This is a genomic window from Couchioplanes azureus, assembly GCF_014648355.1.
GTDB lineage: Bacteria > Actinomycetota > Actinomycetes > Mycobacteriales > Micromonosporaceae > Actinoplanes > Actinoplanes azureus.
In genome coordinates, this window is sequence record NZ_BMQY01000010.1 from 21518 (window position 1) to 34664 (window position 13147).

10 protein-coding genes and 1 pseudogene are annotated in these 13147 nt (G+C 68.0%); 6 read left to right on the forward strand and 5 right to left on the reverse strand.

From position 1 onward, the window contains the following. Positions 1-27 precede the first annotated feature (27 nt). The 3 genes from IEY99_RS27935 (at position 28) to IEY99_RS27945 (ending at position 2411) form a co-directional block, all read left to right on the forward strand. Positions 28-834, forward strand: coding sequence for a TIGR02569 family protein (locus IEY99_RS27935; protein ID WP_189207075.1), 807 nt, complete (start codon positions 28-30; stop codon positions 832-834). Between the two features lie 110 nt (positions 835-944). Continuing rightward, a complete protein-coding gene (locus IEY99_RS27940; RefSeq protein ID WP_189207076.1) occupies positions 945-1160 on the forward strand; it encodes a DUF397 domain-containing protein in 216 nt (71 codons plus the stop codon). 6 nt (positions 1161-1166) lie between these two features. Next, on the forward strand, positions 1167-2411 hold the full coding sequence (locus tag IEY99_RS27945; protein ID WP_189207077.1) for an MFS transporter: 1245 nt from the start codon (positions 1167-1169) through the stop codon (positions 2409-2411). Positions 2412-2432: 21 nt separating this feature from the next. On the opposite strand, the gene IEY99_RS35320 is transcribed toward IEY99_RS27945, so the two are convergent. Together IEY99_RS35320 and IEY99_RS27960 are read right to left on the reverse strand one after the other, a co-directional pair. Continuing rightward, positions 2433-3377, reverse strand: coding sequence for a GNAT family N-acetyltransferase (locus tag IEY99_RS35320; protein WP_229799320.1), 945 nt, complete (start codon positions 3375-3377; stop codon positions 2433-2435). 79 nt (positions 3378-3456) lie between these two features. Further along, positions 3457-4317: a HEAT repeat domain-containing protein gene (locus tag IEY99_RS27960; RefSeq protein ID WP_189207078.1), complete on the reverse strand. Its 861-nt coding sequence runs from the start codon at positions 4315-4317 to the stop codon at positions 3457-3459. A gap of 285 nt (positions 4318-4602) precedes the next feature. On the opposite strand from IEY99_RS27960, the gene IEY99_RS27965 reads away from it, so the two are divergent. Next, a complete protein-coding gene (locus IEY99_RS27965; RefSeq protein WP_189207079.1) occupies positions 4603-5208 on the forward strand; it encodes a DinB family protein in 606 nt (201 codons plus the stop codon). 222 nt (positions 5209-5430) lie between these two features. After that, a complete protein-coding gene (locus IEY99_RS27970; RefSeq protein WP_189207080.1) occupies positions 5431-5787 on the forward strand; it encodes a hypothetical protein in 357 nt (118 codons plus the stop codon). Positions 5788-6115: 328 nt separating this feature from the next. Here the strand turns inward: IEY99_RS27970 and IEY99_RS27975 are convergent, their stop codons facing one another. From IEY99_RS27975 to IEY99_RS27985, 3 genes and pseudogenes are all read right to left on the reverse strand, one after another. Continuing rightward, positions 6116-8194 (reverse strand): ATP-binding protein, encoded by a 2079-nt coding sequence (locus tag IEY99_RS27975; protein WP_229799321.1) that lies wholly within the window; start codon positions 8192-8194, stop codon positions 6116-6118. 5 nt (positions 8195-8199) lie between these two features. After that, complete coding sequence (locus IEY99_RS27980; protein WP_189207082.1) at positions 8200-9894, reverse strand: chemotaxis protein CheB; 1695 nt, start codon at positions 9892-9894, stop codon at positions 8200-8202. A gap of 51 nt (positions 9895-9945) precedes the next feature. Next, a pseudogene (locus IEY99_RS27985) lies at positions 9946-10172 on the reverse strand (transposase family protein); the annotation flags it as partial. A gap of 1615 nt (positions 10173-11787) precedes the next feature. Between IEY99_RS27985 and IEY99_RS27990 the strand changes: the two are divergent. Beyond that, positions 11788-12825, forward strand: a complete 1038-nt coding sequence (locus IEY99_RS27990; RefSeq protein WP_189207083.1) for a hypothetical protein — start codon at positions 11788-11790, stop codon at positions 12823-12825. Positions 12826-13147: the final 322 nt, after the last annotated feature.

The following is a 13147-nucleotide window of genomic DNA, read 5'->3' on the forward strand; positions in this document are numbered from 1 at the left end:
CCCTCCATCGAGCGCTTCAATGATCCTATGGAAGATCGACGCCCGCCGGCCGAGGTCCTGCGCGCATTCGGCGCGACCACGGACCCCGTACGCCTCACCGGCGGCAAGGGCGGCACCTGGCGCGCCGGCGACGTGGTCCTCAAGCCGGCGGAAGGCGACGACGCCGTCCGCTGGCGCTGCGAGATCCTCGCGACACTGCCCGAATCGCCGCGCTTCCGCATCGCCCGCCCGATCCGCGCCACGACCGGTGACTGGCTCGCGGACGGCTGGGAAGCGGCCTGCGCGGTCGCGGGCCAACCCGATCAACGCCGCGTCGACGACGTCATCCGCACCGGATCCGCCTTCCACGAGGCGGTCGCCCACCTGCCGCGGCCGGCCTTCCTGGACACAAGATCCGACCCTTGGGCGTACGGGGAGAAGCTCGCCTGGGGGCCCACCGGGGCCGAGCCCGCAGGCGATGCCGGACCGCTGCTCGGCAGGCTGCTCGCGGTCCGGCGCCCGGTGCACCTGCCCGACCAGATCGTGCACGCCGACCTGCTGGGCAACATCCTCTTCGCGGACGGCCTGCCCCCGGCGGTGATCGACTGGTCGGCCTACTGGCGGCCGCCCGCCTGGGCCAGCGCGGTGGCCGTGGTGGACGCGATGGTCTGGCACGGCGCCGGCTTCGACGCCGCGCTGCGCTGGTCACACCTGCCGGAGTGGGGTCAGCTCCTGGTCCGCGCCACCATCTTCCGGCTCGCCACCTGGGCGGTCGCCGGCTGGGCAAGCGAGCCGAGATCCGCCTACGAGCCGGTCGTCCGCGACGTCGTCGGCTATGTCGTACGCACGATCTAGATTCGGCCCGTGACAGAGCCCTTGTCGTCACAATGCCGACAACCATCTCGCCGGTCACCACGCCTATGGTCAGCACAGCGATGAATGTCCATGCGAGAGGAGGGCAAGCCATGGGACGTCCGGACTTCACCGCCGCCCGGTGGCGCAAGAGCAACGTCAGCTGGGACACCAACTGCGTCGAAGTGGCGTTCGCCGACGGGTTCATCGGCGTACGCGACTCGAAGAATCCTGCCGGACCGGTGCTGACTTTCACGCAGGGCGAGTGGACCGCATTCCTCGCCGGGGTCAAGGCCGAGGAGTTCGAGATCGACGACCTGGCCGGCTAGCGGGACATGACGCCGCCATCGGAGCAGCGGCAGTCCGTGACACCGGCGGCGTGCGGGGCGAGTTCCACCCCCGCGGCCGGGTCGGCTCACGACATCGCACCGCTCCTCGCCGCCACGGCGGTGTCGGTGACCGGCGACGGCGCCTTCGCCGTCGCCGCTCCCCTCCTGGCGGCGACGCTGACCACAGACCCCGTCGCGTTGTCGGTCGTGTCCGCGAGTGCCGCTCTTCCCTGGCTTCTCTTCGGGCTCCCGGCGGGCGCCTTGGTCGATCGCTGGCCACGACGCAGGGTGATGGTCGCCAGCGACCTGGCCCGTGCCGTCGTCCTCGCCGTTTTCGTGGTGCTGCTGAGCACCGGCCACGCCACCGTCGTCGTCCTCGCCGCCGCGGTGCTGCTGCTGGGCATCGGTCAGTGCTTCTTCGACAGCTCGGCGCAGGGCATGATCCCCGCCGTCGTGGGTCGGGACAAGGTGGCCCTGACGCAGGTCAACGGCCGCTTCTGGGCGCTGGACACCGCCGGCCGGTCGCTGGCCGGGCCGGCCCTGGGCTCGGCGCTCTTCGCCGCCGCCCGGATGCTGCCGTTCGTCCTCGACGCCTTGTCCTTTCTTCTCTCGGCAATCCTGGTGAGGCGGCTTCCGGAGACGACTCCCCTGGCGACTCCTCGGGCCGGCCTCGGCTCCGCGATCCGCGAAGGCTTCGCCTACGTGTGGCGCCGGAGAACACTCCGTACGCTCGTCGTGAGCACCTGCGCGAACAACGGCGCATTCAGCATCGCCATGGCGACGTTCGTGCTGTACGCGGGTCAGTCGCTGCACGTGCCGCCGGCCGGCTACGGCGCCCTGCTGGCGATCACCGCCGTCGGCGGCGTCCTCGCGGGATGGTGGGCGAAGCCGCTGACGCGCCGCCTGCCGTACCTGCCGCTGTTGAGCATCGCCTGCCTCGGCCAGGCACTGGCCTGGACGGGAATCGCGGCGGTCCGCACCATCTGGTTCACCGGCCTCATGCTCGCTCTGCTCGGCGCGGTGGCCGCCATCGGCAGCGTCGTCATCGGTTCCGCCCGGCAGGAGGGGACCCCGGACGAGCTCCTGGGCCGCGTCGTCTCGGTGTTCCGCCTCTTCGGCACGGGCACCGCCACGTTCGGCGCTCTCCTGGGTGGTGTGCTCGCCGCGGCATGGGGACTGGCGGCCCCGATGTACGTCGCCGCGCTCGTCCTGGTCATCGCAGGCACAGCGACAGCGGTCGTTCGCCGATGACCACCGGGTGGAGCGCGGAGCCTAGGCGGAGCCGGCCGCCGGGATCCGCTCCAGGGTCGCGGGGTCCGGCTCGCCGCCGTAGTACTTGTCGAGCACGGCCTGAAACACCGCGGCGTCGTCCGCGGCCCGGGCGAACAGCGTCATCGAGGACCGCAGCTTCAGGTCGTCGGGATGGCCGAGAATCTCCCGGGCCGTACGGCCCTCCACCGTCAGCAGCGCCTGCGCGCATTCGGTCAGGCGCGGGCCGAGCACGGGATGGGCCAGGTACGCGCCGGCCTCGGCCAGGTCGCGGATGGCGTACGTCCGCGCCGCCGGACTGAAGCCGAGCCCGGCAATCTGCGGAAACACGAACCACATCCAGTGACTGCGTTTGGTGCCGGCCCGCAGCTCGGCCAGCGCACGGTCGTAGATCGGCTCCTGCGCCGACACGAAGCGCTCCAGACCGTCGTGCTTCTCCACGGCCGTCCCCTCCCGTTCTCCCAGGTTCTTGGCCATGATGCGCTCCCGGCGTACGCCGTCGGGCATGAGGTCGCCGAGCTCACCCGTGTCACCGAAGCCGCATCGCCGGTAGAGCGCCTGAGCTTGCTCGTTACCCTCCACCACGGCCAGCCGTAGGGTTTCCGCGCCGGCCCGCCGGGCCCACTGTTCCACCATGCGTACGAGATGATCGCCCACGCCGCGGCCCCGCCCTTGCGGCGCCACGTACATCGAAATCAGCTCGACGACCCGGTCCTGGCCGGTCGGCACCCCGCTCGCCATTCCCACGACCTGCCCGTCGATCGCCGCGACGACGTTGTGCGAGCCGGGGATGGCCAGCCGGCCGCGCCACCGCTCCTCGCGGTCACCGTCACCCTGCCAGTCCGCCAGCTGGGAGCCGAACGCATAGCCCGCCTCCGCGAGCGCGACCAGCCGTAGTTCCCGCCAGATTCTCCAGTCGTCCTGGCTCAGCACACGCGTCTCGATCATCCGGTGAAGGCTGCCGCAGACTCCGGGACCAGACAACCCGATATGGACGCCGTCCTCGGCGGAAAAGCTCGGGGTTGCGTCACGCACTCGATTCCAGCTCACCGGCTGACGCTGTGGGAGGCACGAGCCCGTCCTCGCTCGACACCGCGAACTGCTCTGCGAGTCGGTGCTCCTGCAGCCGGCGGAGTGTCTTCAGCCCTCGCTTGGCCGCCGTGCTGACAGCTGCTCCGGAGGTCGTCCTCGCGTGATCGCCTGCGGCCAGATCCGTGAGTACGGCACCGGCGCGGTCGGCCCCGGTTGATCCCAGCGCCCTGGCCGCCCAGTACCGCATGTCCGGGTCCGGGTCCTGGGCCGCCTGCACCAGTCGATCGAGGACACCCGGGCCGAACCGCGCCAGCGCGGCCGCCAGATATCCCGCGCGCCGGCGCCGTGACCGGAGTGCCGACCAGAGGTGCTCCAGCGCCTCCCGGCCGCCGATGTCGGCCAACGCATCGCTGGCGGCGGCCCGGACGAACTCCGCGCCGTCGTCCAACAGACGAGCCAGGGGCTCCACGGCAGTGACGACCCGCAGTTGACCCAGAGCCCGGCAGGCCGCCTCGCGGACAGGACCGTCCGGGTGGCGCAGCAGGCCGGTCAGTAGCGGCTCAGCTGCGGTGACACCCAAGTGCCCGCAGGCGTTCGCCGCCCACGGCTGGCACCCGTACGCCTCGTCGTCCAGGGCCGCCAGCAAGGCATCCGTCAGACTGTCGTCGCCGAACAGCCAGAGCTGGTTGAGTGCTCGGGAGTAGATCTCCGGATCGAATCCTCGGTAGCCGGTCACGATGCCGCGAAGCGCCTGCACTGCGCCGTCGTCGCCGTTTCTCGCCAGGTCTACCAGCGTGTTCAACGCCTCGACTCGGATTCGCCGATCGGCGCTCGTCAACGCCGGCTCCTGGTGCACACCAGGAACGTACCGTCGGTGCCGACCTCTGACATCCGAGTATCCAGGACCGCGAAGTTATGAGGCTGTCGAACGCCGCCCGGGTGCGTTCCGAGTTCTCGGCCCGGGTGTGGACGTAACGAACGAGCCGCACAAGACCTACGAGCGAAGGGGTCGCAGGTGCGAAACCTGCCGCGCCCACCAGCAGCGCATCACGTGGGCGAAGATCATCCGTCGTTGTCGCCGTCAATGGCACTGGAGGCAGGTCGGGCGGCTTCCTTGCTGTCGCGTGGCAGGCTCGTGCCCGTGATCGATGATTTTGCGAAGGACTACCTGCACGGCCAGCTCAAGGCGATCCGTGAGGCGCTGGTCTGGAAGCTCGACGGCCTGTCCGAGTACGACGTCCGGCGTCCCCTGACCGCGACGGGAACCAATCTCCTTGGCCTGGTGAAGCACTTGGCGACCGTGGAGGCCTGGTATTTCGGTGAGGTATTCGACCGCAAGCTCCCGGAGCCGCTGGGGCGATGGCAGGACGCGGATGACCGCGACCTGTGGGTGACCCCGGAGGAGACCCGCGAACAGATCATCGGCTTCTATCAGCGTGTCTGGCGGCATGCGGACGCGACGATCACGGAGCTTCCGATCGACGCGCCTGGCCACGTGCCGTGGTGGTCGCGGCCCGACGTCAAGCTGTTCACCATCATGGTCCACGTCCTGGAGGAGACCGCCCGGCATGCCGGCCACGCCGACATCCTGCGCGAGCAACTCGACGGCCGGACCGGGGTGATGGCTGAGTACGAGGAGCAGATCGACACTGCGGCCCGTGCGGCGCACCGGGCCATGATCGAGCAGGCTGCGCGAGCCGCAGCCGGCGGCGCGGCCTACACCGACAGTGCCGAGACGGCGTCTTGATCGGCCGAGGTTTGGAGGCTGCCGTGTTCTGATTCGCCGACTCGTCGGCTCCGACTGCTCTGACGTTCAACTGGCGTCCATGGATGTCCGGCGAGTTCTCCTCGGTCGGCGTATCTGATCTTGCTCGAAGTTCTTCACCCGCCCGCCGGAATGCCGATGGAACACCCACGGACCCCAGCACACTCCGGCCGCTGCGGGGCCGCGGTGACGACGAGGTGAACCATGGCGACATCCCGTCGGCTGCAAGGCATGCCCCGGGCCGCTCGGGTCATCCTCGTGGTCGTATTGGTGCTCTCAGGGCTCCTCGGCGCAATGTCCTCGATCCTGTACGCATGGATCGAGATCATGTTCGCCTGTTTCAAGAGGTCACCACCGGCAGACGCCGGCATGCTGCTTCTGTGCGGCGCCGGCTTCTGTGCATCCATGGCGATACCGTGGCTGGCGTGGTGGGGTCTGCTGCCACGTGCCAGGCGGGCGAGGCTCGTCACGATGACGACCATCACCGTGCTGCTCGGCGGGATCGGCGCCGTGGTGGCCATCTATCTGACGTCGCAGCATCCGACGTTCCGGTGCTACTGAGCCGGTATCCCGCGGAAGCCGCTCAACCCCAACCGCCATGGCATCGGCCCGGCCGCCGTTGTCCGGGCCGGTTGCTGTCAGCACCGGTTGGCGCGTAAGACGTCAGCTCGGGAAAACCGGTCCGTTCTCGTCGATCCACGGAAACTCCGGAGGACGACGCCAGCAGCAAGCCAGATCGCGTGCGCAGCGGGCAGCTTACCGAGGGTGTACCTGACTCCCTTGCAGGTCACCTACTACACAGCACCTACGTAGATGTGATCACTTACCTAACCAAGCCCTTTTCCATCGTGGTCGTGCTGGTCACGATGGAAAGGGCTCTCAATGGTGATCAGCATGTTGCCGGCGGCGTACCGCACTCGGTGCCAAGGTGCGTTTCCTGCTCGGGGTGCTGGGGCGCGGTGATGTCGAGGGTGACCCCGATGACCTTTTCGATGGTTCCGTCCGGGCCGGTCTTGGCTTCGGCGCGCTCTTCGAGCCAGACGATCTGGTTGTTGTCGGGGCGTCGGATTCGGAATTGGGATCGGTAGGCGCCGCCCTCGGCGGCGATGGCGCGGACCTTGTCGAGGTGCCGGGTGGCGTCCTCGGGGAGCACGAGGGCGAAGCCCTGCTCGGCCCCGGCGAGGGCGGGTAGGCCGTAGACGTCGGCGAAGCTGTCGCTGGTGGTGATGCGGTCTTCGGACGGGATCCATTCCCAGGTGACCATGCGGGTGGCGCGGATGGCCAGGCGCATGCGTTCCTCGCTGTCGCGCAGGGCGGTCTCGGCGCGGGTCCGTTGCACCTCGGCCCAGGCGCGTCCGGCGGCCTCTTCGGCGATCGCGATCTCCTCGGCCGTCCAGGAACGGGCCGAGCGTTGGTGGACCGCGAGGGCGACGGTCGATCCTTGCCCGCGTACGAGTGGTAGGACGAGCTGCGCGCCGATCTGGAGTTTCGCCAGGGCCGGGCTGATGTCGGCGACGTGCGGGTCGGTCTGGGTGTCCTCGATCGCCAGCCGGCGGCCGGCGAGGATCGCCTCGGCGAGCGGCTGGTAGTCCTTCAGCGGGTAGCGGCCGAATCCGCCGGGCATCCCGTCGACCGCGTAGCCGCCCATGGTGATCAGCTCGCCGGCGGCCTGGTCGACCTCCACGAAGCGGGCCCGGTCGGCGCCGAGCTGCTCGACGAGCATCCGGCAGGCCGTCTGTTGGATCTCCAGCGGATCGCCGAGCGCCCGCAGCGCGTCGGACAGGCCGATCCGGAAGGCGTTCAGCTCGGCCGCGCGCCGCCGCACACGGGCGAGTTCCAGCTGTCCGCCGACGCGGGCGATCAGCTCGCGGGCGGAGAACGGCTTGACGACGTAGTCGTCCGCGCCCGCCAGGAGGCCCTCGATCGCCGCCTCCTCCCCGGCGCGCGCGGTGACCAGCACGACCGGGACCGCGCGCAGATCCGCGTCCTCGCGCAACGCGCGCAGCAGCGCGAAACCGTCCAGGCCGGGCATCATGACATCGGCGAGCACCAGATCGGGCGGGTCGGCGCGGGCGAGCGCCAGGGCCTCGGTTCCGTTCGACGCCATCTCGAGCTGCCAGTGCGGAGCCAGCAGCCGCGCCAAGTACTCGCGCATGTCAAGGCTGTCGTCGGCCACGAGAACACGGGCGGCCGGGGCGTACCCGCCGAGCGCCCGCCGGGCAGCGCCGTCGTCGGCGAACAGCTCCGGCTCGGGAGCCTCACCCCAGCGTGTCGCCTCCTCGGCCATTGCCGCCGCCACCTCGGTCGAGGCCGGTACCTGCGGCGGCACTTCCGACAGTTCCGGACGCCGTCCCGAGGGGATCCAGACGGTGAACGTGGTTCCCTTACCCACGGTGCTGGTGACGCGGACGCGGCCGTGGTGGCGGCGGACGAGTTCGTCGACGAGGGCGAGCCCGATCCCCGCACCCTCGTGTGTCCGCGCGCGGCTGTCACGTACGCGGTGGAAGCGCTTGAAGACGTGCGGCAGTTCCTCCTCGGGAATGCCGACGCCGGTGTCGCGGACAACGAGCTCGGCGTGGTGCGGCAGTCCGCGCAACGACACCGCGATCTCGCCGGAGAACGTGAACTTCAGCGCGTTCGACAGCAGGTTGGAGACGATCTTCTCCCACATCTCCACGTCCACCCAGACCGGCGCCGGAAGCGCCCCGAGGTCGACGCGCAGCGCGAGCCCCGCCCGCCCGACGGCACTGTCGAATTGCGCCACGATCTCCCGGGTGCGCTCGGCGAGATCGACCGGCGCGAACGTCGCCCGCATACGCCCGGCTTCGATCTGCGAGAAGTCGAGCATGGTACCGACGAGGCGTTGCAAGCGCCGCGCGTTGCGGCGTACCAGGTCGATGTCGGCCCGCTGCTGCGGCGAGAGCCCGTCACCGCCGTCGCGTACGAGCGCGTCGAGCGGACCGAGCATCAGCGTCAACGGGGTCCGGAACTCGTGCGAGACGTTCGAGAGAACTCCGTCTTGGCCCTGTCGAGCTCCGCCAGCCGCTCCACCCGCCGACGCTCACGATGCCGCGCCTGCGCGTCCGCCATCCGCCCCTCGACCGAGTCCCCGACCAGCATCAGAAACTCCCGGTACCGGGCATCGAGGTTCAGGTACGGATCAACGCCGAGGATCAGCATCCCGACCACCCGCTCCTCCGCGTCGTCGTGCAGCGGGTGGACGAACGCGGCCCCGGGCGTCACCTGGTCGGTCCCGACCACATGGCCGGGGAAGCGCGAGGACAGGTCGTCGACGACGACCGGTTCGCTCACCTCGTGCAACGGCCATGCGGCGCCCGGCAGCAGCGGCAGCTCCCGCGGGGCCAGCGCGCCGCCGGGCTCCACGCCGGCCGCCGCTACCAGACCGGCCCGCGTCGACGACGAGTCGAGGAGGTACGCGACGGCGAACACCACGTCTGCCGCGTCGCCCAGCATCTCGACCGCGCCAGAGAGCGCCTCCCGCCGGCTATCGGCGCGCGGTGCCTGCGCCAAGGCGTCGAGCGCGCTGAGCCGCCGCGCCGCCAGGACCTCGTCGGTGCGCTCGTGGATCACTCGATGGATGCCTCCCACGGTGCCGTCGGGCTCCCAGATCGGCGTGTTCGTGCCGTGCACCCAGACCTTCTGCATCCGCCCGTCACGCATGTACAGGTAGGGAACCGAGTGATACTGCTGCGCTTCGCCGTCCAACACACGCTGATACTGCGGGCGCACCTCATCCCAGACCTCAGGCACCACCTCCGCGTACGGCCGGCCGAGCAAGCTGCCCTCGCGCCCCGGCATGAACAGGAGGCTGGCGTCGTTACTGAGCCACAGCATATCGTCGCCCCAGAACACGAACGTGGGCTCCGGGCTCGCCATCATCAGCCGCACGACCGACCGCAGCGTCGGCGACCAACTCGACACCGGACCCAGCGGCGTCCGGCTCCAGTCCAGCTGGGCCGCCTGCCCGGCCATCACACCCTCATCACCGAAAGTGGCCCGGATGGCCTGCGTCTCGTCCGACGCCAACGGCAGCCGCCGGCCCAGCGCGGCGTCCACCAGCGCCGGCCCGATGTCGTACAGCGGCAAAACCAGATCCACCGCTCCCGCCGCCACCGCGGCGGCCGGCATTGCCGGGAACTCCGCCGTTTCCTCGCTCTGCGCGATCACCCGGCCGCCCGCGGCGCGTACGGCGGCGGCTCCCGCGGCGCCGTCGCTGCCCATCCCGGTCAGCACCACCGCGAGCGATGCGCCCGCGAAGCTGTCCCCGATCGACGTCAGCAGCGCATCCAGCGGCCGCTCGGTCTGCACGCGCTCGGCCGGGCGCAGCGCGCACGTACGATCAGGCAGAACCTCGAGCGCCGACCGCGGCGGACACACCGTCACCATCCCCGGCTGGATCCGACCGCCCTCGCACGCCCACTTCACCGGAAGCCCGATCCGCCGGGCAAGGATGTCGACGAGCACACTGCCCTGCCCCCCGAGGTGCTGGGCGAGGACGATCGCGGCGGGAAAATCTGCCGGGAGAACGCGGAGGACGCCCGACAACGCCTCCAGGCCACCCGCCGACGTCACCAGCGCCACGACCTCGACGCCACGACCTTCACTGCCCTGCCCGCCGTTGCCCGACGACGCCTCTGGCTGCGCCATAAACCCTTACGTTACTGGCGACCCGCGTGTTGATGACTCAGCGTTTCAGCCGGTGGCCACACCGACCTCGAAGCCGGCGGCCAGCCTGGTGTAGGTATCGCCGTTGCGCAGGTAGGCCAGAACGAGCAGTGCCTGTCGGCCCGCATCGAGGCGCCGCCATCGAGATCGATTGTGGTCACGGTGCGGCGGATGCGGTCGGCGAGGTGGTTCAGGGTTCGGCTGGACAAGGAGATCGTGGATGGGTGATACAGCACGGGCGAGGCTCCTTGTCGGGGCATCGGGCTTGTCGACTGCTGTCTTACCTGGAGCCTCGTCCTCATCGATTTCCGGACTTGCCGTACCCATCCTGAGCTGCAAGATCAGGTTGGAAAGGGCTCACTGATCTTGTTGAGGCCCCGCCGCATGACGAGCCCTCGATGCGACAGCTCCTGGCTGCCGTTCACGAAAGCTCCGAGCTGAACATCCTTCACGAAGTCGTCGAGGTCATGACATACGCCCGTCGCCCCGGGCGAGCACCAGTCCACTGTCGTCCGTGGCTGCTAGCCATGATCGCCGGCCGCCGCCAAAGCGGCCCACCTCTGGACTCATGTGTTCTTTCTCAGGGAGGCTGAGGACATGCCTCGTACTAACTCAAGACAGCGCAGGAGTCGGCGTCCACGACGCGAGCCACTTGACGTAGACAGTTGGCAGCCTAAACGCCATCCATCCGAGAGGCTGGAACAAGCCCTGTTTAGACGATGTCATCAAATTGAGCGAGAGATCCTGAGTCGCGTTCAATACGAAAAGGGATTCAACGAGCACAACTTTGATTCCGGTCACATGCCATCGCCTGTTCAGGCCACCGTCACCTTTCGATAGACTGGTCGAAAACGACGTCCGGAACGCATGCACGCACTACAGGTCCAATCCCCTATTCTCGGCGATCGTCGCAGCAGATCTCGACCCTAGGCTGGATCGGGATGATCTCGTAGAACACTTTATTCGCGTCAATCAGTTGCTCCCGCGCCTTGATGTGATTCGCGCGTTGTGCGTCCTAGGGCACGGAACAGTAATATGGGGCCACCGGCGGGACCCGCTAATCGATCTACCACAGACGGAAGACTTGGGTCCCGCGACGTTCATGAAAGAGGATTTGTACGACGAGCTCGTGCCGATCTACGGCCGAACCGATCCGAGCGATTCACCGCTTTTCGAACTCACTCAAAGCATCATGGCACATCTCTTCCACTCGGTCTTGGCGCCAGAGAACCTCGCCGTTCACTATGGGTTCGGCTCGAAGGTCAAAATACCTACGACACCGGGTACCACGCTGCTACCAGAGCGGACCTTGATGGCAACTCTCAATGAGTCTTGTGTAGGCCAACACAAATGCACAGAGCATGCGTACCACTCCGATGGACGGTAGGGCGAGGAACGGCTGACCAGTGGCGGTTGTGCGGTCCAGGTGTCAATGGCACCCGGACACCCACCCCACCTCCTGCGGCTCAGTGCCGTCGTCGCCGCGACCCGATTCGTGTCTCCACGCCAGCCGATGGACTGCTTGCGTGTCAGTCGCGCGCGGCGGTCAAGCGACGGACGCACGCCCAGGCGGCGGGGTGATCGGCAGCGAGACAACCACCGTTACCGCGGGCCGCCAACCGCGGTAGACGCCTTGGGGCCGCACGGTCCTGAGCGGGTAGGGCTTGGGGGGAGGTGACAGCGACCGCTGACCTGCCTGATTGATGAGGCCGTGGGTGCCTCGCTGAGGCGAGTGATGGCCAACGTCGGCCGCCAGAGGTACCGTCAGTCCGTGTATGCCGAGAAGGGTAGCGTCACTGGGTCGGTCGCGGTCCAGCTCTTCACGTCCGAGGATACGCGCCTTTCATCCGAGGCTGATCGCAATACACCGAAGCAATGGAGTTGAACAGCCCTCCGCAGTCGAGTACGCCGGCAAGGCGGTCGGGTTTGAGCTCGCGCTCATGGCACACCACCGCAGGCATCGCCATAGTCTGCTCCTACGCCATCAACGTGGCGAGCGGTGAATACAAGATGCGTGGGCTCGCAGTCCTGGTCTTCGCCTACGCGATCACGAGCATTGTCATCTGGCGCCGAGAACTCCATCCCGAAGCGCCATTGCTCAGGTACCTTGTAAGGGCACTTCTCGGGGTGGCAGGGATAGCGGCATGCCTTACGACGCTTGGCCCGGCACATTGGTATGCATTATCCACATGGACGGCGGCGGTCTCCGTAGGGTTGGCGGCCCTACTGAACGGCGACTGGCGATCCGGCTCGCGGCTGGTCACTGGAGCAGCACTGATCGGTATATCCTTCTACCAAGTGGTGTGGATTGTCGGCAACGGCAACAGATTACATGAGCCGTGGTACGAAACGGCGTTCATCTTGCTCATTCCGCTTACTTTGGCCGCCCTGGGACTTGCCATTCAGTACAATCTGCCCGGCCGGAGCCATGACCTTTATGTACTCATCTGGAACTTCGCCCTTGCGGCGATGACGTTCTTCGGAGCCGTGCTTGCCTTAGAAGCCACGGGCAACAGGGCATACCTGCTCTTCCTCTTTTCACCTCTAACCTTGCAGAGGATAAATTCCCGCGTTCGCCCCTCTTGGGCGCGTCGCATAGTACCGTGTTTTGCCGTAGCAGTGGGCGTGGGCGCGGCTGCAGCAGGTATCGCCCAAATGCACCAGGAGGTGCAGGATCATTTCGCCTTGGCAGTCGCCGGCGCCGGAATAGGCATGGCGATCATTGGAGTAAGTGAGTTGTGCCCGCACGGGTCGTTGCACCGACTGCGTAAGTGGTACAAGCGCATGACCACCGCTCCCGGTAGTGCCACGCCCTCTGGCGAGAAGTTGCCACAGAGGTGCAGTGATTCGCCGTCAGAAAATTCGCGGCCGACAGAAGATCCGAAGCGACGAAGCGAGTTCCCGGAGCCATAGATTCGCGCCGATGAACCCCGGCCTATTACCGTGGGCGGGCTCCACCCGGCGCTCCCGCCTTCCACCGACTGGCCGACTCGCCGCCTGCATGTGCTGAGGCGTGACGCGTACCGGTGCCAGGCCCGGCACGAGGACGACAGCCCGCGTCGTGCGCCGGGCGAGGATGTCGACCACAAGTGCTACGCACACCGGAGCAGCTACCGTCGATGACGACCCGTTACCAGCACATCACCGCCGGGCTGGTGACCGGCACCGCGCAACAGCTCGAAGGTCTGCTTTGGAAGCCAGAGGAAGGGCCCGAGACCGACAACTGAGACGACGG